General features: G+C 46.2%; 24 protein-coding genes. 15 read left to right on the top strand and 9 right to left on the bottom strand.

The genetic code is table 11. From position 1 onward, the window contains the following. Window positions 1-48: 48 nt before the first annotated feature. Window positions 49-993: a DMT family transporter gene (locus NZ043_RS00795; protein WP_091028213.1), complete on the bottom strand. Its 945-nt coding sequence runs from the start codon at window positions 991-993 to the stop codon at window positions 49-51. Window positions 994-1,214: 221 nt separating this feature from the next. Between NZ043_RS00795 and NZ043_RS00790 the strand changes: the two genes are divergently transcribed. The 3 genes from NZ043_RS00790 (at window position 1,215) to NZ043_RS00780 (ending at window position 3,847) form a co-directional block, all read left to right on the top strand. Next, the gene (locus NZ043_RS00790) at window positions 1,215-2,123 is read left to right on the top strand and encodes a polysaccharide deacetylase family protein (protein WP_256332208.1); all 909 of its coding nucleotides are present in this window, start codon (window positions 1,215-1,217) and stop codon (window positions 2,121-2,123) included. 37 nt (window positions 2,124-2,160) lie between these two features. After that, complete coding sequence (locus tag NZ043_RS00785; protein WP_133385688.1) at window positions 2,161-2,814, top strand: YkyA family protein; 654 nt, start codon at window positions 2,161-2,163, stop codon at window positions 2,812-2,814. Window positions 2,815-2,956: 142 nt separating this feature from the next. After that, a complete protein-coding gene (locus NZ043_RS00780; protein WP_133385687.1) occupies window positions 2,957-3,847 on the top strand; it encodes a hypothetical protein in 891 nt (296 codons plus the stop codon). Window positions 3,848-4,106: 259 nt separating this feature from the next. Here NZ043_RS00780 and NZ043_RS00775 read toward each other — a convergent pair whose 3' ends face one another. Next, on the bottom strand, window positions 4,107-5,279 hold the full coding sequence (locus NZ043_RS00775) for a mannitol-1-phosphate 5-dehydrogenase (RefSeq protein ID WP_339310219.1): 1,173 nt from the start codon (window positions 5,277-5,279) through the stop codon (window positions 4,107-4,109). 47 nt (window positions 5,280-5,326) lie between these two features. Next, complete coding sequence (locus NZ043_RS00770) at window positions 5,327-5,995, bottom strand: HAD family hydrolase (RefSeq protein ID WP_091028223.1); 669 nt, start codon at window positions 5,993-5,995, stop codon at window positions 5,327-5,329. Between the two features lie 503 nt (window positions 5,996-6,498). Here NZ043_RS00770 and NZ043_RS00765 point away from each other — a divergent pair. From NZ043_RS00765 to NZ043_RS00735, 7 genes are all read left to right on the top strand, one after another. Then, window positions 6,499-7,425 (top strand): ADP-ribosylglycohydrolase family protein, encoded by a 927-nt coding sequence (locus NZ043_RS00765; protein WP_133385685.1) that lies wholly within the window; start codon window positions 6,499-6,501, stop codon window positions 7,423-7,425. A 26-nt stretch (window positions 7,426-7,451) separates the two neighbouring features. Further along, window positions 7,452-8,699 (top strand): MFS transporter, encoded by a 1,248-nt coding sequence (locus tag NZ043_RS00760; protein ID WP_133385684.1) that lies wholly within the window; start codon window positions 7,452-7,454, stop codon window positions 8,697-8,699. Window positions 8,700-9,103: 404 nt separating this feature from the next. Beyond that, window positions 9,104-10,051: an alpha/beta hydrolase-fold protein gene (locus tag NZ043_RS00755; protein ID WP_133385683.1), complete on the top strand. Its 948-nt coding sequence runs from the start codon at window positions 9,104-9,106 to the stop codon at window positions 10,049-10,051. 216 nt (window positions 10,052-10,267) lie between these two features. Further along, a complete protein-coding gene (locus tag NZ043_RS00750; protein WP_249912092.1) occupies window positions 10,268-10,450 on the top strand; it encodes a hypothetical protein in 183 nt (60 codons plus the stop codon). Between the two features lie 130 nt (window positions 10,451-10,580). Next, the gene (gene sigK, locus NZ043_RS00745; RefSeq protein ID WP_090915017.1) at window positions 10,581-11,279 is read left to right on the top strand and encodes an RNA polymerase sporulation sigma factor SigK; all 699 of its coding nucleotides are present in this window, start codon (window positions 10,581-10,583) and stop codon (window positions 11,277-11,279) included. Between the two features lie 171 nt (window positions 11,280-11,450). Then, the gene (locus NZ043_RS00740) at window positions 11,451-11,696 is read left to right on the top strand and encodes a hypothetical protein (RefSeq protein ID WP_133385639.1); all 246 of its coding nucleotides are present in this window, start codon (window positions 11,451-11,453) and stop codon (window positions 11,694-11,696) included. A 163-nt stretch (window positions 11,697-11,859) separates the two neighbouring features. Beyond that, window positions 11,860-13,221: an amino acid permease gene (locus NZ043_RS00735; protein ID WP_133385638.1), complete on the top strand. Its 1,362-nt coding sequence runs from the start codon at window positions 11,860-11,862 to the stop codon at window positions 13,219-13,221. A gap of 58 nt (window positions 13,222-13,279) precedes the next feature. On the opposite strand, the gene NZ043_RS00730 is transcribed toward NZ043_RS00735, so the two are convergent. Next, the gene (locus tag NZ043_RS00730) at window positions 13,280-14,464 is read right to left on the bottom strand and encodes a serine hydrolase domain-containing protein (RefSeq protein ID WP_339310213.1); all 1,185 of its coding nucleotides are present in this window, start codon (window positions 14,462-14,464) and stop codon (window positions 13,280-13,282) included. Window positions 14,465-14,634: 170 nt separating this feature from the next. Between NZ043_RS00730 and NZ043_RS00725 the strand changes: the two genes are divergently transcribed. After that, window positions 14,635-15,087, top strand: a complete 453-nt coding sequence (locus NZ043_RS00725) for an Lrp/AsnC family transcriptional regulator (protein WP_133385636.1) — start codon at window positions 14,635-14,637, stop codon at window positions 15,085-15,087. Between the two features lie 102 nt (window positions 15,088-15,189). Here the strand turns inward: NZ043_RS00725 and NZ043_RS00720 are convergent, their stop codons facing one another. The 4 genes from NZ043_RS00720 to NZ043_RS00705 form a co-directional block, all read right to left on the bottom strand. Beyond that, window positions 15,190-16,395 (bottom strand): MFS transporter, encoded by a 1,206-nt coding sequence (locus tag NZ043_RS00720; protein ID WP_339310211.1) that lies wholly within the window; start codon window positions 16,393-16,395, stop codon window positions 15,190-15,192. Window positions 16,396-16,540: 145 nt separating this feature from the next. Next, complete coding sequence (locus tag NZ043_RS00715; RefSeq protein ID WP_133385635.1) at window positions 16,541-17,380, bottom strand: alpha/beta fold hydrolase; 840 nt, start codon at window positions 17,378-17,380, stop codon at window positions 16,541-16,543. 56 nt (window positions 17,381-17,436) lie between these two features. Continuing rightward, window positions 17,437-17,883, bottom strand: a complete 447-nt coding sequence (locus NZ043_RS00710; RefSeq protein ID WP_289389953.1) for a MarR family transcriptional regulator — start codon at window positions 17,881-17,883, stop codon at window positions 17,437-17,439. Window positions 17,884-18,022: 139 nt separating this feature from the next. Next, window positions 18,023-19,087: an ABC transporter substrate-binding protein gene (locus NZ043_RS00705; protein ID WP_339310208.1), complete on the bottom strand. Its 1,065-nt coding sequence runs from the start codon at window positions 19,085-19,087 to the stop codon at window positions 18,023-18,025. A 166-nt stretch (window positions 19,088-19,253) separates the two neighbouring features. Here NZ043_RS00705 and NZ043_RS00700 point away from each other — a divergent pair, with 166 nt between their 5' ends. Together NZ043_RS00700 and NZ043_RS00695 are read left to right on the top strand one after the other, a co-directional pair. Continuing rightward, the gene (locus NZ043_RS00700) at window positions 19,254-20,330 is read left to right on the top strand and encodes an iron ABC transporter permease (protein WP_339312607.1); all 1,077 of its coding nucleotides are present in this window, start codon (window positions 19,254-19,256) and stop codon (window positions 20,328-20,330) included. Window positions 20,331-20,332: 2 nt separating this feature from the next. Next, on the top strand, window positions 20,333-21,100 hold the full coding sequence (locus tag NZ043_RS00695; RefSeq protein ID WP_339310206.1) for an ABC transporter ATP-binding protein: 768 nt from the start codon (window positions 20,333-20,335) through the stop codon (window positions 21,098-21,100). 126 nt (window positions 21,101-21,226) lie between these two features. Here the strand turns inward: NZ043_RS00695 and NZ043_RS00690 are convergent, their stop codons facing one another. Further along, on the bottom strand, window positions 21,227-21,856 hold the full coding sequence (locus NZ043_RS00690) for a TetR/AcrR family transcriptional regulator (protein WP_339310204.1): 630 nt from the start codon (window positions 21,854-21,856) through the stop codon (window positions 21,227-21,229). Window positions 21,857-22,140: 284 nt separating this feature from the next. On the opposite strand from NZ043_RS00690, the gene NZ043_RS00685 reads away from it, so the two are divergent. Together NZ043_RS00685 and ssuD are read left to right on the top strand one after the other, a co-directional pair. Then, entirely contained in the window at window positions 22,141-23,595 is a 1,455-nt protein-coding gene (locus NZ043_RS00685; protein WP_339310202.1) for a 4-hydroxyphenylacetate 3-hydroxylase N-terminal domain-containing protein, read from the top strand. An 18-nt stretch (window positions 23,596-23,613) separates the two neighbouring features. Next, the gene (ssuD, locus tag NZ043_RS00680; RefSeq protein ID WP_339310200.1) at window positions 23,614-24,771 is read left to right on the top strand and encodes an FMNH2-dependent alkanesulfonate monooxygenase; all 1,158 of its coding nucleotides are present in this window, start codon (window positions 23,614-23,616) and stop codon (window positions 24,769-24,771) included. The last annotated feature ends 150 nt before the right edge of the window (window positions 24,772-24,921 follow it).

Below are 24,921 nucleotides of genomic sequence, written 5' to 3'. Positions count from 1 at the left end.
TATGAGAGTGGTAGAGTCGTTTATAACTATGCATTACGAATGAATTCGTTATACCGTGGTAGGTTCAACAGGCCCTTTGCCAGCGATAGGAGCATCAGCAGGAATGGGTTGAGGTTTGGTTTTACCATATCGAATGAAGATCCATACCCCGAATATAATGACAACCCCGGCAGACATCTGTAATGCACTGAGGGATTCGCCGAGCAGCATCCAGGCCAGCAATGAAGAAAATACGGGTTCCCCCAGTACGCCCATGGATACCGTCGTGGCATTCATATATTGAAGCAGCCAGTTGAAGAGATAATGTCCAAAGATCGTTGGCACAATGGCGAGCAGCAGGAAGATTCCCCACTCTGACGCAGCGTAACCCCCAAACGGGTGGCCCATGATCAGATTATATACCGCCAGCGTGCAAGCAGCCACGAAGAATACCCAGAAGTTATACGAAAATGCACTAAGTCCCGCTCGCAAAAATTGACCCAGCAGCATATGGACAGCGACTGCAATTGTGCCAAGTAAAGACAGGATATCACCTTGCAGGGCAGTACCTGCCAACTGGAAATCTCCTGCGCCAATAACGATTGATCCAAACAGGGCGATGCCCATGCCGATGATCATCATGCGGTTAATTTTGGCTTTGAACAGCCATACCGAACCTGCCAGAATCAGTATAGGCTCCAGCGCAAGAATAACTGTGGAACTGGCAACACTGGTGAGCCGCAGCGAACCCATCCAGAGCAGGAAATGAAGGGCCAGCATCACACCGGATGCAAGCAGCAAGCCCCACTGCCGGAAGCTCAGCCGCATCATCTCATGTCTGTATTTCCAGACAAAAGGCAGCATTAGCAGGTTGGTCAGAAATAGACGGTACATGGCAATGACCGCAACATCTGCGGTAGACCAGCGTACAAAGATCGAAGAAAAAGAAATGGCAATAATGCCGACAAAGAATAACAGATAGATGGATCTGCCGGCACGGTTCAAGCTTGTCATGGGTGTAGCTCCTTCATGATTCTGATGGCGTAAATCACTTCATTATACAGGAGAAGGTAACCGCAGGAAAGATAAAGAGAACAAAGAGATAAGTAGATTGTAACCGGGCTTGTAACTATTCTGTCATTCTCCCGATCCATTTTTCTATTAATCTTCTATATAGAGACATGAAACGAGATAATATACCAATAATCGGGAAAAAATGAAAGTAAGGAAGTGGCATGAAAGTGAGAGTCCAACAAGAGAGAGCGGGAGAACGTGGAAGTATTCCGCCCAGCACAAGTCGCGCTAAAACACATAAACGAAGAAAAATCCGGTATGGAAGGATTAGCATAGCTCTAATGCTCCTGGTACTGTTCGTTACCGGTGTAACATATATATTCCTTGGCATGACGCATTGGATTAAAAGCGTTGTGGCGCCGCCTCCAATGACTGTAATCGAACAGCCCGCCAAGCTCGGCATGATACAAGTTACTCCGGATGCAAAGGAGGAGCCGGTACGGTTCCAGGGTCAGGTTCGCAAATTGGCATACATAACGTTTGATGATGGCCCAACTGAATATACGGAACAACTGCTGGATATTTTGAAGCAGCATGAGGCGAAGGCTACCTTTTTCATGATCGGACGTCAGTTAAACCAGCATCCAGAAGCAGTAAAACGGCTGTTGAAAGAAGGCAGTTACCCTGGACTCCACAGCATAACGCATAACTATAAAAAGCTGTATAAGAGTGGGAGCTCTGCGAACTTTGTGAAAGAGTTCAAGAAAGAGCAGAAGATGGTGCAAGACCTAATTGGTTTTACACCTCATCTTATTCGTGCACCTTATGGCAGCAGTCCACAGATCGGTGAAAAGTTCAGAGGTGACATTGCGGCGGCCGGGTTCAAAATGTGGGACTGGACGACAGATTCACTGGATTGGAATCTTCCCGGTCAGCCGGATAAGATTGTGGCCCGCGTGAGCAAAAGTGTACATCGGGATAAGGAAGTGATTCTGATGCATGAGCGGGAGCAGACGGTTCAGGCTTTGCCACGTATTCTGAAGCTGCTCGAAGATCGAGGTTACGAGTTCGAAGTATACGATCCGGATGCACATTGGATAGCGAATTTTAGCGGAGATACCCGCTTGTAGTATAACAACAAGATGATGCAAGAGAGGAAGGACTTGGGTGCTAACGAGTAAAAAAGTGGCGCTTGCGGCAGTTAGTGTATTGCTAATTCTGCTGGTAAGTGGTTGTGGAGATCCGCAGGAGCCTGCGGCAAATCAGGTAAACCAATTGGTGCTCAGCGGTCAGGAGATCGACCAGAGTTTGAACAAACTGAGTAGTCACGAGCAGGAAGATATGAACTTATACAAGTCTATTTTAGACAAAGGCAAGAACAAAAATAGTGATCTCGAAGCACTATTGGATCAGGCAGCAGGTCATATTCATGAACGAAGAACGTTGTTGAAACAGGCGGAAGAGGCCATGAAACTGACCAACGAGAAGACGGTGGCCTTGCGCAGTTCATTGGAAGAACTATCATTTGAAAAAGAAGAAACGTTGGCACAGGCTGAAAAGGTGCTGGATCAATATGAAGCAAGAGCACGTGCATTGGAGAATTTTGTCACTTCGTATCAGTTGAGTCTGAGTGCCGATGAGCAGTTGTATGATCTGATGAGAGAAAGTGCAGAACCTAATCTGGTTAAGATTAAGCGAGCCATTCGGGTACGAAATAGCGAATATGCGAAGCTTGCTGAATTCCGAAAGCAATTTAACCTCCAGACCAAAGCGTTTAACGGAGCCAATGCCAAACTGGTACAGATGGATCAAGCCAGTTAGGTAGAGGACTACAATAATCGTTCAGACATTTTGCATGATTGAGCTGCCTGTCTCCCGTGTAAGTACTAGTATACAGCCAAGCCAATGGATGAGAAGCAACATGGACAAGCATCATTGCGTATAAGCTAACGGAGGTGTTCATATGCGAAAAAGAAATACAATGAAAGTCAGTGCATCATTCCTGGTTTTACTTATGGGATTCTCGCTTGTGGCCTGTGGGAACAGTAATCCTGCTGCACAGCCACCAGTGAATAATACGGAAGAACAGTCACCAGCACCGGAGCAACAACCAAATGAAAGTGCTGCAATAGAAGCAGAAGGTATTCTGACTGGATGGGCTGATCCGCATACCGTTGAGATTCGAGTGAATGAGAAGCCGATGTCATTCCAGGTGAGTGAAGATCTGCAGAAGTCTCTGGATGATATTGATGACGAAGATTCCGTTCGCTTCAAATATGTAGAGAAAACGATTGATGCAACAACGAAACAGTTGGTACTTACAGAGATTGCAAAGATTGAATCGAGTGATGAGAATAACGGTTCCAATGCAGGCGGTACAGTAACGTCCGATCGTCCGAAGACATCAGAGCTGGAAGTGACGGTAGAAGGAATGACCGAAAAACGCCCAGTGACATTGGCACAAGCGAAAGGTTATTCACTTTATGTGTTTGAACCGATGGCTTTTGACGCGGAAGACCATGAATTAACAATGAAGATTGATCCGGATTATGAGATAGAGATTGAGAAGCTGCCGGCTAATTACAATCTGGATGCGCTAAAGATGGATGCCAAGGAAGAGTTGTCCGAGACCGGAGAAGTGAAACAATTAACGGCTGAACAACTCAGTAATGGGCCAATGAAGGATGCAAGATTGTACATGATGTCCCAGAATGATAAGAAAACAGAGTATTTTATTGTGAAAGAACTGGACGGCAATGGTTTCGTTTTCCACATCCAAGCACCTATTGGTGAACCTTCGGAAGGGTTCCTGCCCATGGCCTATGCATCTCTTAATTCCATCATGAATGAGTAGAAAATGAATGAGTCACACGGTTACGCCGAACGGCTAAGTAAATTAAAAAGATTACCTAAAAAGCGTGTTTCCTTGAGAGAGGAGATCGCTTTTTTATTAGCTACACTACCATATAGAGTGTACCGTGCCATGTAAAGACAAAGAGCCGGAAGGAACAGTGCCATGCATAGGTTCCTCCCGGCTTCTTCACCGTGTTTTATTCAGTTTGCGGGATCGAACCAATAACCTTGATAGGACTTGATAGGACTGATAGGCATATTCAGGTTAGTATCGTCGATTCCTTACGCCCTCTGAGTTCCTGATAGCTGGCGATTACATTCTGATGAACGGGATGTTCGTTGGGAATTCCCATGCGTTCACGGATAAAGGCGGAGACGCCATCTTCGCGAATCATGTGTTGTAGCTTCATGGCTTCCTCGTCGCGTTTGTCATTGAACAGCATTGCGGCTGCCATAGCAGAAGTTAAATGAGGAATGTCGATTCCGAATTCACTGGCCTGCATCGCTGGGCGAACAAGCCGATCATGAGGCGAGAGCTTGCGAAGGGGGGAACGTCCAACCCGGGTGACCTGATCCGTCAGGTTGGGATTGGCGAAGCGTTCCAGTATGGTGTCGATATATTTATTATGCTTCTGTGCGTTGAATCCGTGCTTCTGGATGAGCATCTCACCGGTCTCTTCCATAACATGGCGTACCTTGGCCCGCAGGGTGGAGTTGCTCATAACTTTCCGGATTGTCTTGAATCCTTCGAGATATCCGAAGTATGCGGCAACACAGTGGCTTGTATTCACCGTAAACATTTTACGCTCAATATAAGGTTCAAGGGAGTCCACATAGTGGACACCATCAATTTTCTTAAAACCATCCAGAAGTGCTGGACGATGAACGACCCATTCGTAAAAAGGTTCAACAGTGACCTGCAGCGGGTCCTTGTGGTTTTGGGCCGGAACAATCCGATCCACAGCTGCATTGGGGAAAGAAACATAACGTTCCGCTTTATTACGGGTTTTTTCATCCAGGAATGGATAGATGCGTTTCTTCAGCCGGGTGCTCCCACCTATAGCATTCTCGCAAGCGATAATATGCAGTGGCGCCTGGTTATTGTTTTTCATGCGAAGTTGAATGCCTTTGGCAATAGGCTCTGCGATATCTCCGAGAGCAGATACACCGACGGCGGTTGTGATCAGATCGGCTGAAGCGATCTCTTCAGCAACCAGATTCTGCTCACTTACGTTGATAGCCGTCACGTTGTTGACAATCGTTGTATCCTGTTCGCTGTTGGCAAGTGTAATCGGATATTCCTGTCTCTCTTGAAGCATGGAGATTTTCTTCGGGTTACGTGCGACAAAGCAGACTTCGTAGTCGGAAGCGGACAACATATGACCGATAAAACCGCGGCCTATATTGCCCGCACCAAAATGTACAGCTTTCATGTGTGAACTCCCCCTTTAAGGATTAAATCGCGAAATTCGTGCAGACCTTAGACGGTAGTGACGAGTGGCTTCGAAATCAAATCGTTAAATGAGAGGTCAGTCAAGCAAGACAGCCGTTGGTGAGGCATATCGAATTCCAGTGTTCCTGTGATGGTATTCGAGATGACTACGCAGTGCATACCAGCCGCAGCAGCTGCACGCGCGCCGTTAGGTGAATCCTCAATCGCTACGGCTTCGTCTGCAGTTACTCCAAGGGCTTCAAGCGCTTGAGTGTAGAGTTCCGGGTCAGGCTTCACATTTGCAACATCATCTGCCGTACGAATGACTTCAAAATAATCTTTCAGTTTCAGTTGTTCCAGATGCTGTTCAACCCAATCCCGTTTGGAGCTGGATGCTACAGCGAGTTTCAGTCCGGCTTCACGTGCTTGTTCGAGATATTCCTGAATACCAGGACGAACCTTCTCTTTGTTCATCAATGCAGCGTGCTGCAACTGAACGGATTCCCTGAACGCTTCCCGATCGATCGGAAGATTCAAATCTGTGATGAGGTACTCATACGGATTAAATGTTTTCAGACTGGTACCGATGCATTGTGAATACATCTCCAGGGTTAGATCCACGCCGTGTTCCTTGTAAGCATCACGAAAAGCAATATACCATGCTGTCTCTGTATCAATAATCGTTCCGTCGAAATCAAACACCAGTGCCTTAATCATAAATTTGTTCCTCCTGTTTCAGAATTAGTTTGGGAATAAAAACGAATGAAAATTTTCTGTAAATTCATTTCCGTATATTCATTAACCTGCGGGAAGTTAGTTGACGCAGTAAATCGAAAATGAATATTAATTTGGGAAAAAATATGCGTTTTAAGCTAATAAAACCGTAACATAGGACAAACTGAGAGGTCAAGCGTGTCATGATTGTTTACATTGAAAATTTTCACATATATGATTTGTTTTCAGAAAATGATGAACGTTGCAAACCGTTAACCCCTTTGCATGTAAGCGGTGTACCGAATAAACTGTATTTTCAGCTCGAAAAAATAAAACTTTTTTTATGAAAATTTGATAATCAGGCCGTTCAACAGCTTTCGACACTTTTATAATAGAAGAAATGGAGCTTAATTGATTGGATTTTATTAGCTTTACGCCGGATCAAGCCGTGTGGGAGAATGGAAGAAAGATTCTGAAAGTACATGGAGTAAGGGAGGAAGAAAAGGATGCTGCAAAAAGACCGTTTCAATGGCTGCTTCATCGGGCTTGCAGTGGGTGATGCGCTCGGAACTACCGTGGAATTCAGCAGCCCTGGCACGTTTGAACCTGTAACGGATATGGTGGGAGGTGGCGTATTTGGGCTGGAGGCAGGGCAATGGACAGATGATACATCCATGGCTCTATGTCTGGCAGAAAGTTTGATACGCAAGGCAGACTTTGATTCTGCGGATCAGATGCGCAGATACGTCAATTGGTACAAGGTCGGGTATATGAGCAGCACAGGTAATTGCTTCGATATCGGAGGTGCCACCCGAAGTGCCTTGGAGAGGTTTGAGATAACTGGGGAAGCCTACAGCGGATCAACTGACCCAATGACGGCAGGTAATGGCTCTATCATGAGGCTTGCTCCTGTCGTGATGGCTTATGCCAATCAACCTAACGAGGCGGTCCGCTATGCCGGGTTGAGCTCTCGTACAACACATGCTGCAACGGAAAGCGTGGAAGCATGTGAAGTGCTGGCTGCCATACTTGTTGCTGGTCTGCGAGGAGCAGACAAAAACGTCATGCTGATGCCGGAGACATGCCTACAGTGGAGGGAAGAGGTTTCATTTTCACCCGCTATTGAAGAGGTTGTTAGGGGGTCCTATCAGAGGAAAGAACCGCCCGAAATTAAGGGCAGTGGTTATGTGGTTCGTTCACTCGAAGCAGCACTATGGGCGTTCCATAAGTCGGCAAGCTTTGAAGAAGGTGCATTGTTAGCTGTGAATCTGGGTGATGATGCGGATACTACAGGTGCGGTGTATGGGCAGATTGCAGGTGCTTATTATGGACTGAGTGGTATTCCGGCACACTGGCGGGACAAGCTGGCTATGCGTGAAACGTTCGAACAACTAACAGATGCCTTGTGGTTGAAGGCGACAGAACATCGTTGATTAAGAGACAGGAGAAGAGAACATCTATGAGCACGACTGGACACACAATACAACCACAGGTTTCACAGTCAGGTAAACGAGGGGCGTTTCCATTGTCCCTGTTATGCTTGACTATTGGAGCTTTTGCGATTGGTATGACTGAATTTATTATTATGGGCCTGCTGCCCAATGTAGCAACAGATTTGAATGTAAGCATTCCACAGGCAGGACAACTCATTACGGGATATGCACTGGGTGTAGCGGTAGGTGCACCGATATTAACCGTGTTTACTCACAAGATTCCACAGAAGAAACTGCTGGTGCTGCTCATGTGCATTTTCATTATCGGTAACGCATTGTCTGTCATTGCTCCCACATACGGGTTGTTAATCTCGGCACGGATATTAACGGCATTTGCCCATGGTACGTTCCTCGGTGTAGGTTCAATCATGGCAACGCGGCTTGTTGCACCCGAGAGAAGGGCAGGAGCAGTATCCGTTGTTCTTGCAGGGCTTACAATTGCGAATATTATTGGTGTTCCGTTTGGTACGTTTATCGGGCAACAGCTTGGATGGCGTTCATCTTTCGGGGCGATTACGATCTTGGGCATCATTTCGTTGATTGGCATCATTCGTTTTATTCCCGTGCTCCCGCAAGGAGCACCAGCAAATCTCGGACAGCAATTTCGAAATTTGGTTCGTCCCCAAGTATTATTGGTTCTGCTTGTTGGAGCGATGGGATGTGGAAGTCTATTCGCCGTGTTCACTTACATCACGCCGATGCTTGTGGACATTAGTGGTTTTGCCGAACAGAATGTGACCTGGATTCTGGTATTGTTTGGCTTCGGCGTTACCTTGGGGAACATGGTTGGCGGCCGTCTGGCGGACTGGAAGCTGATGCCTTCCCTAATCGTCAATTTTGGGATACTGGCGGTGCTTCTGGCTGCACTTACGCTTACCCTGGAGAGCCCTTATCTTGCTGTAATCACTATATTCTTGTGGGGCGTTGCGGCTTTTGGCATTATGCCGGGATTGCAGATTCGAATCATGAATATGACCCGCGAAGCGCCACTGCTGGCAACAACATCAAGTCACTCCGCATTTAACCTGGGGAATGCAGGTGGTGCCTATCTGGGCGGGTATGCAATTACCCACACGGGTCTTATATCCGTACCTTTGTATGCGGCAGTTATTGCCGGATTGGGTTTGCTAGGACTGCTCTTCAGTCTGTTCATGGATCGTAAACATCATGGGCCAGAGGTTGTTGAGGTAGTAGAGGCAACGTCGGCAAGCTGAAAATGGAATCGGTTCGCCTCAATTCTTCCGTTGAACACGGAGAGTTGAGGCTTTTTTATTTCATGATGAGATCCGAAGTGGAGGAAGCGAATAGAGGGTATGGTGGTGTGCAGAAGTATACTTTTTAAACTATAAGGTATAGTTATTTAAGTTTTTTGATGATGTACAAGTCTTGGGAGGTGATATAATAAAGTTGTAATTGGAATTCATTGTAAATTATGGATCGTGATTCTTTACTTCCATATTGGGAAAGGCAAAGGATGCAGGTCCGTATTCATGCGTGGAAAGGAGGAACTTTACTCTAAAATGTAAGGGCTTTCAATTGAAGTTTTGTGTGTATCTGAAAGACCTGTTACGAGGTTCGAACACGGTTGAAAATCATATTCCAAAGGAGATTGATATTGATGAAAAAACGTCTGTCCAAGATTCTGAGTCTCTCCATCACAGCAGCACTCCTTGTACCAACGATGGCGTCTGCAGCCGATATGCAGGAAACTCCAGCTACAACCCCCATTCAGGCGGTGATCGATCAGGGAGCGACCGGCACCATGGATAATACGGGACAAAATGCGCTGGCTAACACTCCGGTTGTGCCTGCACCGCCGGGTTATGATGCGTATCGTAACAATATTCCACACGGCAATACCAATCTGATCTCCTATTATTCCACAACGGTAGGCAATACACGGAAAGCGACGGTGTATACACCGCCAGGATATTCACAAAATAAAAAGTATAACGTCCTGTATCTCTTGCACGGTATCGGCGGAGATGAGCATGAGTGGGTAAACGCCATGAAACCGAAGAACATTCTGGACAACTTGTATTCTGAAGGTAAGCTGTCAGATATGATCGTTGTCATGCCGAATGGACGTGCTATGAAGGACGACCGTCCAGTTGGTGACATTTTTGCTCCAGACAAGGTGGCTGCGTTTGAACGATTTGAGCAAGACTTGCTCAAGGATCTGATTCCTCATATCGAGGCCAATTATCCGGTGTACAAAGACAAGAATAGTCGTGCGTTGGCCGGTCTGTCCATGGGTGGTGGACAATCGCTTAACTTTGGATTGAAAAATCTGAATACCTTCGCCTGGGTAGGGGCCTTCTCGGCTGCACCGAATACGCAATCTGTATCGCAGCTGGTTTCCAACCCGGGACAAGTTGCCAGCCAACTCAAATTGCTCTGGATCTCCTGTGGATCAAGTGATGGTCTGTTATGGGTCAGCCAGAATTTCAAAAACGGCTTGAGCAGCATGAACATTCCGCATACTTGGTATCTGGATGTAGGTGGACATGAACCATCTGTCTGGAACAGCGGTTTGTATCAGTTCTCACAACGAATCTTCAAGTAATTAACCGGTATTCCTAGGGATTCTCAGATATTTACTGGGATTCATATTGGATGAGCCGCAGCCTCAGTTCTGTTTTGTACAGAGCTGGGGTTTTTGTTATGAATCAAGTCATCGGAATGGAACATATGAGGTATTTTTATTTTTGGGGATGGGGTTAATGAGAGTGTAAGTAATGGTTTAATTGATTACATAGGTAGTGTTAAGAAGGAGAGGGATATGATGTTTTATTACAAAGGTGCGTTCCGTGAAACGGACAATGTGATCTATTTTAAAAGCGATGTTTCATTAGCCCAGAATGATGTTGTCCTATTTGGTGAAAAGAAGTATTTTATCGAAAGTGTGGAAAAAGAATTTCTCCTGCTTCAGCGGGTGGGCTCCATTGTTTCTGTGAGTCTGTGAAATTTTCGCGAGATCATCCCCTTTTTCAAGTGTACGTGCACTTCTGGGCCTCTGCCTACATACAATAGATCGACCCTGTTCCCACATGTGCTCAGGCCAGATCGTTGTAAAACTGCAGGAGGTGTCATCTGTGCCCGGATTGTTTACCGCAATTGCTCTATTCATTAAAGAGTTAACGTTACTCGTCTCGTATGTCAAAAATAATGCGTTCCCCCAGCCACTGGCTGAGGATGATGAAGCCAAACATTTGCGCCTTATGGCTGAAGGCAATGCTCACTCTCGCAATCTGCTCATTGAACACAATCTGCGCCTCGTCGCGCATATCGTCAAAAAGTTCGACAATACGGGTGAAGATCAAGAGGACTTGATTTCCATCGGAACCATTGGTTTGATTAAAGCCATAGAAAGTTTTCAACAAGGCAAAGGTACAAAGCTTGCCACATTTGCCGCTAGATGTATTGAAAACGAGATACTTATGCATCTGCGTTCCCTGAAGAAAACACGCAAAGACGTATCCTTGCATGACCCCATCGGTACGGACAAAGAAGGCAATGAAATTACATTGATCGATATCCTTGGGACAGAAGCTGATGATGTTGTAGATCGGGTACAGCTTAAGATTGAAAAAAGCAAAATTTATCGCAATCTAGACATCCTGGATGACCGGGAGAAGGAAGTTGTAATCGGTCGATTTGGCCTGGAAGCAGGCGGGGAAGAACGAACTCAACGCGAAATTGCCAAGGAACTGGGCATCTCACGCTCATACGTATCACGGATTGAGAAGCGGGCGTTAATGAAGCTGTATCATGAGTTTTATAAGCAAAAATAGTTGCTGAACAACCAGAGGGCGCCTTTATCGGGAGCCCTTTTTACTGTGAAGATACTTAAAATTGGTCTATATAGTATTGATTATTTGGGATTATAACCTAAATAAAGGAATTTATCTCCCTGTTGAAGAATATCTTATAAACAGACAATTTAATATAAGGAGTAAATCATAATGAAGCAGCTTTTTCAGAAAACTCCACTGTGGTTTTTGTTAATCTGGATCGTAGGATTTATGATGATCGTTTTTAACATGTTCCAATCAAACTCGGGTAATATTAACTTGATTGCGCTATTGATGATTAGTGTTGCTAATGCTATTCGAGTTTGGAAAACCGAACGTTCATTAGCCATTGCTTTTTTAGTCGTTGCCGTTCTAAGCTTGGTTTATATTTTAATATATTTTATTAGGTATGTATGATAAACGTGTACATAAACAGAGGTCACCTTTTACAAGGTGGCCTATTTGCTGTGCAAAAAAATATATAAAATGAGGGATATGTATTCTGAGCAGATTATTATATGATGAGTAATAATATTTTGCATCGTAGAGAGCATTTGCAGAAAGAGAGTGGTGGTTGATCATGCAGCAAGAAACGTTAACAAGGGGATTAAAGAACAGGCACGTGCAGTTGATGGCGATTGGAGGGGCGATCGGTACAGGTTTGTTTCTCGGAGCAGGCAAAACGATCCAGCTGACAGGGCCATCCATCTTGCTGGCCTACATCATTACGGGTGTAGTGTTGTTCCTGATCATGCGTGCATTGGGGGAGCTGCTGTTAAGTAACTTGCAGTATCATTCCTTTGTCGATTTTGTGCGTGATTACCTGGGAAATATGGCGGCATTTATTACAGGCTGGACCTATTGGTTCTGCTGGATATCCATCGCCATGGCTGATATTACGGCAGTTGGTTTATATACGCAGTTTTGGTTTCCGAATGTACCTCAGTGGATGCCAGGGTTAATTGCGTTAGTCATTTTGCTGATCATGAACTTGGCAACGGTCAAGTTGTTTGGGGAGATGGAATTCTGGTTTGCCCTGATTAAAGTCGTGGCTATTCTGGCACTCATTGTTGTTGGTTTATATATGATTTTCAAAGGTTTTACAACGGATCAGGGTCCAGCGAGCTTCACCAATCTGTGGAGTCATGGGGGATGGTTTCCGAATGGACTGCATGGCTTTATCATATCGTTCCAGATGGTGGTGTTTGCCTTTGTAGGCATGGAACTGGTAGGACTCACAGCAGGGGAAACGGAGAACCCAGAGAAGGTTATTCCGAGAGCAATTAACCAGATTCCGATCCGGGTACTGCTGTTCTATGTTGGCGCACTGCTGATTATTATGAGTATCTACCCGTGGAACGCCATTGTGCCTACTGAAAGTCCGTTTGTACAAGTGTTTGCCGCTGTGGGTATTGCAGCTGCCGCCGGCATTGTGAACTTCGTGGTATTGACTTCCGCAGCGTCAGCGTGTAACAGTGCCATTTTTAGTACAAGCCGTATGGTGTTCTCCATGGCAAAGGATCGCAACGCACCCGAGTCATTTGCACGACTGAATAACAGGAAGGTTCCTTCCAACGCGCTGTTTTTCTCTACGATTGTTATTTTGATCGCAATTGTTCTGAATTATATCATGCCAGAAGGCGTATTTACGCTGATCACGAGCGTGTCTACCGTGTGTTTCATCTTTGTCTGGGGTATCATGGTGATCTGTCATCTCAGATATCGTCGTACTCAGCCGGAACTGGCGAGTCGCAGCCGCTTCAAACTTCCACTATATCCGTTTTCGAACTACTTGATTCTGGCATTCCTGGCGTTTGTGCTGGTGGTGTTGGCATTGGCCGAGGATACGCGTGTTGCACTGTTTGTCACGCCGGTGTGGTTTATTCTGGTTGCTGGGATCTACCTTCTCAAAAAAAGAAACTTGAGCAGTAACAGACAGTAAGTCTTACCATCGTTGCCAAATAAATAGCCGCCCAATGATATTGGGCGGTTATTCGTATTTAAATTCTTGTAGCCCCTTTGCCTTCACGAATGCCTGCGTAGATGGCATCACAGATATCGGTAGTGTATGGGCCCGACATCCCTTCAAGTGCCGTGTTGGTGAATGCTGCAACACTAAGTTCTTCTTTTGGATCAACAAACCAGGAATGCCCGTAAGTTCCACCCATCCGCCACGTGCCCGGGGATTCCGGGGTGCCAGCTGCAACAGGATCTTTAAGTACTGTAAAACCAAGGCCAAACCCTCTTCCTGGCCAATACGGCATGACGAGTTCACCGATTTGATTCGTGGCCATCTCGGTGGCAACAGCTTCCGTAAGAATAGGCTGACCCCCTTGCCGCAATGTCTCAAGTAAAGTGAGAAAATCTCCGGTACTCCCAACCATACCCGCTCCGCCTGATGGATAAGCCGAAGGTTGATTTGCACGGTTAGGGGCAAGCCGGAAACCGGCAGTACCTTCAATAAAAGGAACCTGCTCCAACTCATTATGGAGAAGACGCGGTTCTTCAGAACCATCAGCGTATGCAGCGGTCAACCGATTCGAATCCACTGCAACAAAATCAGTGTCCGTCATGCGAAGTGGATGAGTAACCAGCAATTGAACAGCTTCTCTTAGTGACATTCCGGTTACCTTTTCGATAACCGCTCCGAGTACATCTGTCGCGATGGAATATCTCCACATGTTTCCTGGCACATACAAAAGAGGAACAGAAGCAAGCCTTTGGAGATTCTCCTCCAGACTAATTCCAGATAAATCCATTCCATCCGAAACTCCTGCGCGTTCATAAGTGCCTTGGTCTTCTTGGAAGAACCGATAGGTTAAACCAGCGGTGTGTGTCATCAATTGACGAATTGTTATTTGAGCGTCCTGACCATGGGTAAGCTTGGGCTTGAATGCAGGTAGCCAGCGAGTCACCGGATCATGCAGACTCAGCTTTCCTTGTGAGACCAATGCCAGAGCTGCTGCTGACACAATGGGTTTGGTTACGGAAGCAAGTCGAAACAGAGCGTTTTCTGCCATGGTACGTTTTTGCTCCATGTCTGCAAAACCAGCAGCCCGGCTGTATATCAGGTCTCCTCCTAATGCAACTTGTACAACCGTTCCTACGATTCTTTTTTCGCTTATAGCGCGGTCTATTGCCTGATCCACATAAGTATGCAATGTTGTAATGTGTTCTTTTCCCATTCTTATCTTCCTCTCATCAACTGATGTGATTGATTAATTATTGTGACTGTGTTTATTATATTAATGATTAATCTTGTATTACATGGCTTACTAAAGGTATTATAGTGAATTATCGAATATACTTAAGGTTATTCTTGAATATATCTTATGTATTCAAAGGGGTGTATTATATGGACGAAATAGATCAGCATATTCTGTTTCATTTGGAGAATCAGGCGAGATTATCCATGACCGAATTAGGCAAATTAGTAGGACTATCTCAACCAGCTGTTACTGAACGAGTCAAACGAATGGAAGAAAAGGGCGTTATCGAGGAATATCGTACGGTGATCTCCCCATCCAAATTGGGCAAGCAGAGCACGGCCTATGTTCTTTTTCGTACGCGGGATTGTTATCCTTTCCTGGATTTCTGTCGTGCGTCACCTGAAGTTGTGGAATGTTATCGGATAAGCGGGGAGTACAATTACTTGCTGAAAATCCTCACAGACACCATTCAGGGACTCGAGGAGTTTGAGAACAAGTGTGATCCGTACGGCACTTACATGACCTTAATTACGATGTCTTCTCCGATTGCACATAAAAATCTCATGGAAGGACCGAATCTACTGGCACAGGCAGAATAAGACCGCAGTCTATAAAACTATAAAATGAAATGCAAAAGAGGAGTTCACATCAAGTGAACTCCTCTTTTGTCCTACGTGTAACTCATGCAAAATGCCTTCCTGTTATTTTACTTTGGGAAATCCATATTCATAAGCCCGCATAGCTACGAGCAATGCAGGGATGAGCAAGATAAACAGCGATCCGGCAAGGTATCCTGCTCCAAATACTTCAAGAAGGATGCCCCCGATGATGCCTCCTCCACCAATCGCCAGATTCCATGCTGTAACCAGCATCGATTGGGCGACATCTGCACTTTTGTCTCCGGCTTGAGCAATGGCAGTTTGCAGTAGAGTGGCAGCCCCACCAAACGTAAGTCCCCAGATCATAATGCCAAGGATAATAATCACAGGTTGATGAATACCGATTCCCATCACGACAGACGCCAGGGCGAATGCTGCCAGGCTGATGATTACTAATCTCCTCAAAAATCGGTCAATGAGCATTCCGGTTAACCAAATTCCCACAATGGAAGTGATACCAAAAATGAGCAAAATCAAGTCTACTCTGTTAGCAAATACCGTCTGGGCAAGGTAAGGAGAAATATAGGTGTAAAGGATATTATGGGCAAGCATCCAGGCCAGAACAACAAACAGAATGGGCCTAACGCCGGGAATTAAAAACACTTTATGCAGGGGAAGACGTTCTCCGGCTGGCTCTCCTGCAAAATCCGGCATTTTCCAGAGAACCCATACGATTAAAGCTGCGGTCAGAAGAGATACAATCCCGAAGATGAAGCGCCAGCCGATATAAGAACTAAGAAAACTACCGATTGGGACACCCAGGGCTAACGCCACCGGAGTGCCAACCATAGCCACAGCCATGGCCTTGCCTTTTAACGAATCCGGGACCATCCGACGAGCATAACCTGCTGTCATCCCCCATAACACACCTGCAGAGACCCCGGCCATGAAACGAGCAGCAAGTGTCAGGATATAATCTGAGGATATGGCGGTAACGGTGTTAAAGACAAGAAAGCCGCTAATGCATGCCAGCAGTAAAGGTCTGCGTCTCCATCCACGTGTAGCAGCAGTCAAGGGAATCGCAGCAATAAGTGATCCAATGGCATAAAGAGTCACCAACTGTCCAGTGAGGGCTTCAGTGACCCCCAAGTCTTTTGCAATTTGCGGCAGCAGTCCCGCGGGCAGGCTTTCAGTGAGGATGCATATGAATCCAGCCATGGCTAAAGCAAGTAGCCCAGCCCACGGAAGGCGTTCTGAAGATATGGAAGGCAGCTCCCTTTGCTTGGGGAGGGATGTGTTAATGGCCATGAATAAAAACCTCTTTTCTTATCGTTTAATCCTATCCAGAACTATGCATATAAGCTTATCTAAAAAAATCAAACTTTTGCATACAGGATTAAAGGTAAGAAGGAGGTTTTAACATGGTATTTATTTTATTTTGTGAGTTTCTCCGTTAATTCAAAAGATGCTGTCTGTTCAACCATCCAAGGATGAGTTGGACAGGTTCCATGTACCGTTGGCCTACCAGTAAACCCGTATGTGTTGTATCCCAGAGTCCGGCGTATTCAGCATGTAGCTGCTTGGCAGTTAATTTGCCTCTCTGATCTTCGTCTTCACAGGAAACAGCCTTGATCACCAAGCTGGGGCAACAGATCAGATCACCATTAATGGATACTCCATCGGCTCCACACAGAACTGAAAAGGTAGCAAATGCCTTCGCAGACTCCGTTTGCAGATATTTACGCTGAAAAGCAATGTCTTCTGCCGTCTCATCTATACTGGTCAGTTCATCACGGACAGGTGCAGGCATGATGATCCCCGGTGTGATACGATTGCTTTCCGGGTAGGGGATTAGCTCATGGACTTCCTTGCTCAGACTGGCGTCAATCACAACCAGGCCTGCCAGAGTAACGGTTTCTGCAATCTTTTGACTGAGAATCCCACCCATGCTAAAGCCAATGAGAACGGGAGGTTCGTTGAACTCGGCTAACACTTCACGAATATCCTCCAAATAATCGTCAAACGTAATCTTTGTCATGTCCATGACCCGACTCTTGTAGTGACTTCTCAGGTTCATGACATAACAGGTCCAACCGTGCTGGACAAAGTGGGGGATATATTTGCTCCACATCCAGCTGCCTGTGTATGCACCGTGAACGAACAGCAGTGGGGGCTTCTTGGTCGTTGTTTCTTCGTCATGAGGCGGGGTTCCTTGGAATATTTCCAAGTGTAAATCATGTTCTCCGATCTTCTTTACTTCATGTTCCGGTAATAATTGAGTGTAGTCCGTCATACCAAAAACCTCCTCTAAACTATTAGTTTGATATCAAACTATTTCTCCAAAAAAAATTAGAAGTTGCCATGAATTTTCATTAAAATTCGCAGCAGTTCTTTTTTCTCCGCTTCCGTAACGTCCGCATAGAACGCGTCCAACATGCGCTGAGATATCTCTTCAAAGACAGGCTTTAATTCTTCGCCTTTTGCAGTCAAAGCCACATGAACAACTCGTGAATCTGTTGCATCACGCTCCTTGAGGACGTATCCTGTCCGCACCAATTTGTCCACAAGTGCAGTCACCGTGGATTTATCCTTGCCAATTTTTTTGGCGATTTCAGCCATAGTCATCCTGTGATTGTTGTACAGGGCATAGATGATATCCCCATGGGATGTGGCAAGATCCTGGATTCCCTGCTCAGCCATCTCAGTAAGGATGAAGCGGTTGACCTTCTCTTTAATTTTGGATATGAGTGAAATAGCGTCTCTTGTTTTCATATGTGTAATATAGTTTGTTATCAAACTAATGTCAAGCTTTGATCCGTGATTTCTTGCATTCACGGCATAAAAAAGAGCAGTGAGAACTTCTTCTCCTGCTCCTTTGTTTTTATTTCATTGTAATACTTCACTGCAATATTATATTACCAACCAACGCCTGGGATTACTTAATCGGATTAGCTTTCATTTCCTGTCCCATTTTCTCAATACCATCCAGAATTTGATATCCATAACCCCAGAACTGGCTGAAATCTGTGACATAGATCTGTTTGTTCTTGATTGCGTTCATACTTTGCAGGGCAGGATTGGCATACAGATTTTGAATCAGCTTGTCGATATCCGGTGAACCGGCGTACGCGGACAAGAGCAGATACTCCGGGTTCGCTGTGATCAATTGTTCAACACTTACCTCACCTTGCACACCATCAAACGTATTTTTCAGCTTCAACAGGCCAAGTGCATCCAGCTGATACGTATCATTCTGCATGCTGCTTACCGTAATGGTGTCTTCTGTAGCGGGTACGATGTAGGCAAAAGTATGCTCAGGCTGATCGGCTACACTTGCCTTAATGGCATCAACACGAGTCTTCAGACTTTCTGTGAATGTTGCGGCATTTTCTTGAACGTCGAAGATCTGCCCAAGTTGTGCAATATCGCTATACAGACTATCGAGTGTGCCTTTGTGATTCGTCGTTTGCAGGAACGTGCGGATATTCATTTCATTCAAACCATCGACGGTACCCACGCCCCAGTCTGCATCAGCGAACAGGTCACCCCGTCCGAGTACCAGATCCGGGCTTGCACCTACAACCAGCTCTTTACCTACATAATCCTTGGACAATACCGGAATTTTGGCAAAATCATCAGCCACATCCGGTGTAACGGAACCGTATAGAGCAGCAACGCCGACCATTTTATCGGTCAGACCCAATTTGATGAGCATCTCAGCCGCAGATTGGGTATTCGCAACAACACGTTCAGGGGCTTTATCAAATACTTGCACTTTTGGTTTCCACTCGCCGCCCTCACCGGAGATTGTAAAATTCTCAATGGTGAGCGGGTACGTCGTTTTATTTGTACTCTCAGCAGGAGCTGAAGTTTCTGTCGTATTAGTTGTTGAAGTTGTTTCTTCGGCAGGGGAAGAAGTTGAAACATTCGAACAGGCTGCAAGCAGCAGTAACAGGAGACTTAGAGCAGCGAAGCCAATGGTTCTGGATGTGAATTTCATTAAATGATGAACCCCTTTTCTATGTGTTTTAAATTGACAAAGATAATCATTCTCAATTATAATCCGAGAAAACACATTGTAAATAGCTAAATTTAATTTGTTCTACATTTTACGCGAATTGATGGGGGAAGAGATGGCACAGACGGTTCAGGTTCAGACACAGCGTATGGGGAAAAGAGAGTCTCTGATTCATAGTAAATCCGGGTTTACTTTACTGATTGCAGCTTTAATCATAATTACGCTTATATCCGTAGGTATTGCAGTTTCCATTGGACAGGTACAAATTCCACTGGCGGAGTCGTATCGTATCCTACTATACAAATTAACGGGATTTCAGTGGGGAACAACACCCATTGAAGCAGGTTCCTTTACCGATATTATCTGGCAGATTCGCTTTCCGCGTGTGCTGATGGCGATGTTTATCGGTGCAGGCTTGGCCTTGTGCGGTGCTGTTATGCAGGCTGCTGTGCAGAATCCACTGGCTGATCCTTACATACTGGGTATATCCTCAGGCGCTTCACTTGGAGCAACCTTTGCAATTCTCATTGGATTTGGTGCGATTGGGTGGCTTGGTCAGACGGGGGTGGCTTTCTGGGCCTTTGCCGGTGCGATGGGTGCGTCCTTACTGGTTCTGACTTTGGCAGGGATTCGGGGGAAAATGACGTCGGTCAAGCTGGTGCTTGCCGGAATGGTGATTAACGCGCTATGCAGCGCTTTTTCGAACTTCATTATTTATTTTGCCAACAATGCTGAAGGCATCAAAACGGTGACATTCTGGACCATGGGCAGCCTGGCGGCTTCTGGATGGAACAAGCTTCCACTCGTGGGTATCGTCGTACTGGTTGCGATTCTATTCTTCCTTTTACAGTCCAGAGTTCTTAATACGATGTTATTGGGGGATGAAGCCGCCGTTACACTGGGCATTAATCTGAGTGTGTACCGCAGGGTGTACATGCTGTTAACCGCTTTGGTGACAGGAGTCATGGTGGCGAGCTGTGGCATGATTGGTTTTGTCGGACTCATTATTCCGCATATCGTCAGAGGTCTGGTGGGTTCCGACCATCGTAAAGTGATGCCTGTATCCGTGCTGTTTGGTGCCATTTTCCTTATCTGGACGGATGTTATTGCACGATCCCTCATATCCAGCGTGGAGTTACCGATCGGTATTATTACAGCCATGATTGGTGCGCCGATGTTTATGTATATGCTGGTCAAAAAAGGCTACGGTTTTGGAGGAAATTAAACATGAAGCTGAACGTAGAAAATGTATCCATCTCTGTGCTGAACACGGACATCATCAAGGATATTTCATTACAGGTGAACGGCAAACAGTTTGTCGGACTGATCGGACCGAATGGTTGTGGTAAGTCAACGCTGCTCAAGAGCATCTATAAAGTGATCAAACCGCAGCAAGGCAAGGTTTTTCTGGACAATACCGATATTCTCAAATCCAGTCCAAAGCTTGTTTCCAGACATATGGGCGTTGTCGGCCAGTTTAATGAATTGAGTTTTGATTTTACGGTACGTGAGATGGTCATGATGGGCCGTACCCCGCACAAAAAACTGCTGGAGACGGATAATGAACGGGATCACGAAATCGTGGAGCAGGCTTTGGAAAAAGTACATCTGACTGGACATGCAGACCGCAATTACGTGTCTCTGTCTGGTGGGGAGAAACAGCGTGTGGTATTGGCGCGTGTCTTGGCACAGCAACCCCAATTCCTGATCCTGGACGAGCCGACGAACCATTTGGACATCAAATACCAACTTCAGATTCTAAATATTGTCCGTGGACTCGGCATCGGCATATTGGCAGCGCTGCATGATCTCGAACTCGCCGCAGAATATTGCGATTATCTCTATGTGGTGAAAAAGGGCCAGATTGTGGTCCACGGCAAACCGGCTGATATCCTGACCCGTGAAATGATTGGTGAGGTATTTGATGTAGACTGTGAAATCTATGAAAATCCGGTTACGGGTGGCTTGGGAATTGCTTATCTGAGTACACGTTGATATGTCTAGTGTTCCAGTGAACTGTCTTTCTAGCTGATTTTCAGCTTGGAAGGCAGTTTTTTTTGTGTTTAGCTTTCTTCTCAGAGGAGGTTAGTCAAGTTAGCCTCTGGCTCCAGAACAGGCAGGTCAGGAAGGGGGGGAGCGTGTATCCTGGGCCTGCGCGCCCATGGCCGTGTAGACACCTAGTCGGGCAAGACGGGTAAGCTGCAAAGCCATATGATGGGGAGAGTATACTTTGTTGTTTTCAAGCCATTTATGAATAATTCCGCTGGTGGAGAAGCTGAGATGATCGAGTAAAATGTCCAGCGGTACCTGAACCTTCTGATCCATCCCGAGTTGGGTAATCCGTTGAAAAAAATAAGCTTTAATCACCTCGTTCAGCCGGGTACTGAAATTGCCGACAGGATTGATCAGTAGCATGACCCGGTAGAACTCATCATGTTCAAAGATGTGCTCAAACAGGACCGCAAAGATCGGGTCAGGCTCGGTAAAAGAAAGGGCCACATCCATGGCAGCAGAACGTTCACTGAGTACATGTTCCAGCAACTCCAATTTCTCGTTGATCATCTTGTCCAGTAAATCCTCTTTGTCTATAAAGTGGGCGTAGAAGGTTGAACGGTTGATGTTCGCTTGTTCAGCAATGTCCACGATACTGATTTCCACGTAATCCTGCTTCTTCATCATTTTCAAAAAAGCTTCAGAGATCATGACACGGGTTCTGTAAATTCTTCGGTCGACACCTCGAGTTTCATTCATTCCATATCACCTCAAAACAACAGATTAGTATTTTTTGTTGGTTAAGCAACATCGTTTAGATCCGCATTTCATGCATCCATGGGAATGCGCTTAAGATGCAGGTACCTTCAAATCAAGCCGGATTGTAGTTTATTTTGGCGTTGCCCGACAGATCAAGCATTTGTGTTTGTTAACCGTCAAATTTGGACTCATTGATTGTTGCGATCCAATGGATATTAGCTATGATAAACAATAAAACATAGCAAATCAATCGGAAAAATAAAATTTAAGTAAGGGGTGACATTTTGAGGGGAGATACTTTCATATCCAGTCTGGAGGATGGACGACGTGTCTGGCTGGAAGGGCAGCAGGTGAAGAATATTTCCGAACATGCGGCTTTTAAAGGCACACTATCCACCATCAGGCAGTTGTTTAATATGCTGGATGATCCTCTTCAACGGGAGCAAGTGGGCTATGCTCTCGAGGGACAGGAGCGATATGCACACAGCTCATTTCTCATACCGCACACAGCAGCCGAATTGAACAAACGCAGTCAGTCCTTTGCAGTCTGGTCTTCCAGCACCAATGGCATGATGAGCCGGTTATCCGACTATGCCCGTTCCATGGTAACCGGATGGTATGCTGCCCGGCACGAATTATCCGACCTGGACCCGCAATTTGCGGATAAAATCAGCACCTATTACCATGAGGCCAGAGACCGCGACCTCTTTCTGACAACAGCCATTATTGATCCCCAGATTGATCGTTCCAGCGGACTGGATGACCAGCGGATTGCAGAGCGATTCCTGCATGTGGTGAAGGAAACTTCGGAAGGGATTGTGGTTAGAGGAGCCAAAATGATTGCGACTGGTGCACCGTATACGCATGACTTTCTGATCTTTTCGTTCCTGCAATTTCAGACCCGACATCAGAAACATGCGCATGTCTTGATTGTACCCGCCAATTCACCAGGACTGCATATTGTGTGCAGGGAGTCATTTGCTGATGCCAGAGAACGCAATCATCCGCTCAGTGCACGATACGATGAGATGGATGCGGTCCTTTTTTTCGATGATGTCCTGATTCCTTGGGAAAGGGTGCTTCTCTACGGCGATTCTGACAAGGTCCTGAAGCTTCGCGGGAACCGTACAGCCAATGGATTGGCCTTCCACCAAAATGTCGTACGCTTTGTCGCCAAGCTGGAATTTGTCACGGGTGTGGCCTTTGCGGTGGCTGAGTCGATTGGCGTAACCGGATTTCTGCATATACAGGAGAAGCTGGGGGAGCTGCTGACACAAATTGATGTAATCAAGGCGCTGATTATTGCAGCGGAGGCCAAAGCCGTGCCTGATGCGGCAGGTGTACTCGTTCCTGATCTGACGTATGTAGAGACGGCGCGAAGTTTGGGAACCAAATATTATCCACGGGCTGTTGAGATACTTCAACAAGTCGGCGCAGGTGGCTTTGTTCAGACCCCTTCCGGAATTGAGGACTTCTACGGTCCGATTTCTGAATTTATGCATTTGTATTTTGAAGGCGCTGCGGTAAGTGCAGAGAAAAAAGTGGAGCTGTTCAAGCTGGCTTGGGATCTCATCGGCAGTCCGCTTGGCGCAAGACATCTGTTATATGAAAAATTTTATGCAGGTGATCCGATCCGGGGGCTCGCGTCCCATTACATTCGACATGACAAATTGTCGTTAACAGGTCCTGTCTGGAAGCTGATTCAAGAGAACAGCAAGGGCAGAGTAGCCACCATTTGAGCAGGAGGAGAGAGAAAAATGGAATTGTTTTGGTTTATCCCGACACATGGGGATGGAAGATTTCTGGGCACCCGAGAAGGTGCCAGGGCAGTGACCTATCATTATTGCAAGCAGGTTGCGCAAGCTGCAGATGAGCTTGGGTTTGCCGGTGCGCTGCTACCTACGGGAAAATCATGTGAAGATGCCTGGGTCGTTGCTTCCTCTCTGGTGTCGGTAACGGACAAGCTGAAGTTTCTGGTCGCTGCACGTCCGGGTCTGATGCTTCCGACCACGGCGGCACGAATGGCGAGTACACTGGATCGCTTCTCCAAAGGAAGACTTTTGATCAATGTTGTAGCCGGAGGGGATCCGATCGAGCTTGAGGGAGACGGGGTGTTCCTGGATCATGATGAACGTTATGCATTGACGGATGAATTTCTAACCATATGGCGCAAGGAGCTGGCGGGCGAAGAAGTCGATTTTGAGGGCAAATATTTAAAGGTCAACGGTGGATCGGTTCTGTATCCGACCATTCAGAAGCCTTATCCTCCACTTTATTTTGGAGGCTCCTCTGAAGCTGCCATGGAGGTGGCTGCCGAGCATGTAGACGTATACCTGACGTGGGGTGAGCCACCTGACCAGGTAGAGGCCAAGATCAACCGAATGCGAGAGCTTGCTGCCAGAAAGGGAAGAAGTCTGCGCTTCGGCATCCGACTTCATGTAATCGTTCGTCCAACCGCAGAGGAGGCCTGGCAGGCCGCGAATGACCTGATCGCTCATCTGGATGAAGAGACGATTGCTTCTGCCCAGAAGATCTATGCTCGCATGGATTCCGTCGGTCAACAGCGAATGGCCAGACTGCATAATGGGGATCGTTCCAATCTGGAGATCAGCCCAAATCTGTGGGCAGGCATTGGACTGGTCAGAGGGGGTGCCGGTACAGCACTTGTAGGTGATCCTGACCAGGTTGCAGCGAGAATTAGGGAGTACGAGGCACTAGGGATTGAGACCTTCATTATGTCAGGGTACCCGCATCTGGAAGAAGCCTACCGTACAGCTGAGCTGTTGTTTCCGAAGCTCAATTATGCACAATATGGCGATAACGGCGAGCGCTCGTTTATTAGCCCTTTTGGCGAGATCATCGCCAATAATAACATTCCTGATCATGTGGTAAAAGCGCCTGCGGCTTCCAAATGATAGGGTCTGCTTTTTACGATCTCTCCATTAAAAACATCATACATTCTGGCCGATTAGACGAACTAAAGGCACCCTCAAACTTATAGATTGTAGGTGTCTTTTTTGTTGCATTTCGCTCCGGTAGAGAGGGCCTTGGCCCTTGCCTATATA

This window comes from Paenibacillus sp. FSL k6-2145 (assembly GCF_037976585.1).
Lineage (GTDB): Bacteria > Bacillota > Bacilli > Paenibacillales > Paenibacillaceae > Paenibacillus.
The sequence above is the reverse complement of the archived record's forward strand: the minus strand, read 5'-3'. Positions and strand labels throughout refer to the sequence as shown.

Coding starts and splice junctions, on each gene's coding strand:
- NZ043_RS00795 (WP_091028213.1), bottom strand. CDS start 993: ATGACAAGCTTGAACCGTGCCGGCAGATCCATCTATCTGTTATTCTTT.
- NZ043_RS00790 (WP_256332208.1), top strand. CDS start 1,215: ATGAAAGTGAGAGTCCAACAAGAGAGAGCGGGAGAACGTGGAAGTATT.
- NZ043_RS00780 (WP_133385687.1), top strand. CDS start 2,957: ATGCGAAAAAGAAATACAATGAAAGTCAGTGCATCATTCCTGGTTTTA.
- NZ043_RS00775 (WP_339310219.1), bottom strand. CDS start 5,279: ATGAAAGCTGTACATTTTGGTGCGGGCAATATAGGCCGCGGTTTTATC.
- NZ043_RS00770 (WP_091028223.1), bottom strand. CDS start 5,995: ATGATTAAGGCACTGGTGTTTGATTTCGACGGAACGATTATTGATACA.
- NZ043_RS00765 (WP_133385685.1), top strand. CDS start 6,499: ATGCTGCAAAAAGACCGTTTCAATGGCTGCTTCATCGGGCTTGCAGTG.
- NZ043_RS00760 (WP_133385684.1), top strand. CDS start 7,452: ATGAGCACGACTGGACACACAATACAACCACAGGTTTCACAGTCAGGT.
- NZ043_RS00755 (WP_133385683.1), top strand. CDS start 9,104: ATGAAAAAACGTCTGTCCAAGATTCTGAGTCTCTCCATCACAGCAGCA.
- NZ043_RS00750 (WP_249912092.1), top strand. CDS start 10,268: ATGATGTTTTATTACAAAGGTGCGTTCCGTGAAACGGACAATGTGATC.
- NZ043_RS00740 (WP_133385639.1), top strand. CDS start 11,451: ATGAAGCAGCTTTTTCAGAAAACTCCACTGTGGTTTTTGTTAATCTGG.
- NZ043_RS00735 (WP_133385638.1), top strand. CDS start 11,860: ATGCAGCAAGAAACGTTAACAAGGGGATTAAAGAACAGGCACGTGCAG.
- NZ043_RS00730 (WP_339310213.1), bottom strand. CDS start 14,464: ATGGGAAAAGAACACATTACAACATTGCATACTTATGTGGATCAGGCA.
- NZ043_RS00725 (WP_133385636.1), top strand. CDS start 14,635: ATGGACGAAATAGATCAGCATATTCTGTTTCATTTGGAGAATCAGGCG.
- NZ043_RS00720 (WP_339310211.1), bottom strand. CDS start 16,395: ATGGCCATTAACACATCCCTCCCCAAGCAAAGGGAGCTGCCTTCCATA.
- NZ043_RS00715 (WP_133385635.1), bottom strand. CDS start 17,380: ATGACGGACTACACTCAATTATTACCGGAACATGAAGTAAAGAAGATC.
- NZ043_RS00705 (WP_339310208.1), bottom strand. CDS start 19,087: ATGAAATTCACATCCAGAACCATTGGCTTCGCTGCTCTAAGTCTCCTG.
- NZ043_RS00700 (WP_339312607.1), top strand. CDS start 19,254: ATGGGGAAAAGAGAGTCTCTGATTCATAGTAAATCCGGGTTTACTTTA.
- NZ043_RS00695 (WP_339310206.1), top strand. CDS start 20,333: ATGAAGCTGAACGTAGAAAATGTATCCATCTCTGTGCTGAACACGGAC.
- NZ043_RS00690 (WP_339310204.1), bottom strand. CDS start 21,856: ATGAATGAAACTCGAGGTGTCGACCGAAGAATTTACAGAACCCGTGTC.
- ssuD (WP_339310200.1), top strand. CDS start 23,614: ATGGAATTGTTTTGGTTTATCCCGACACATGGGGATGGAAGATTTCTG.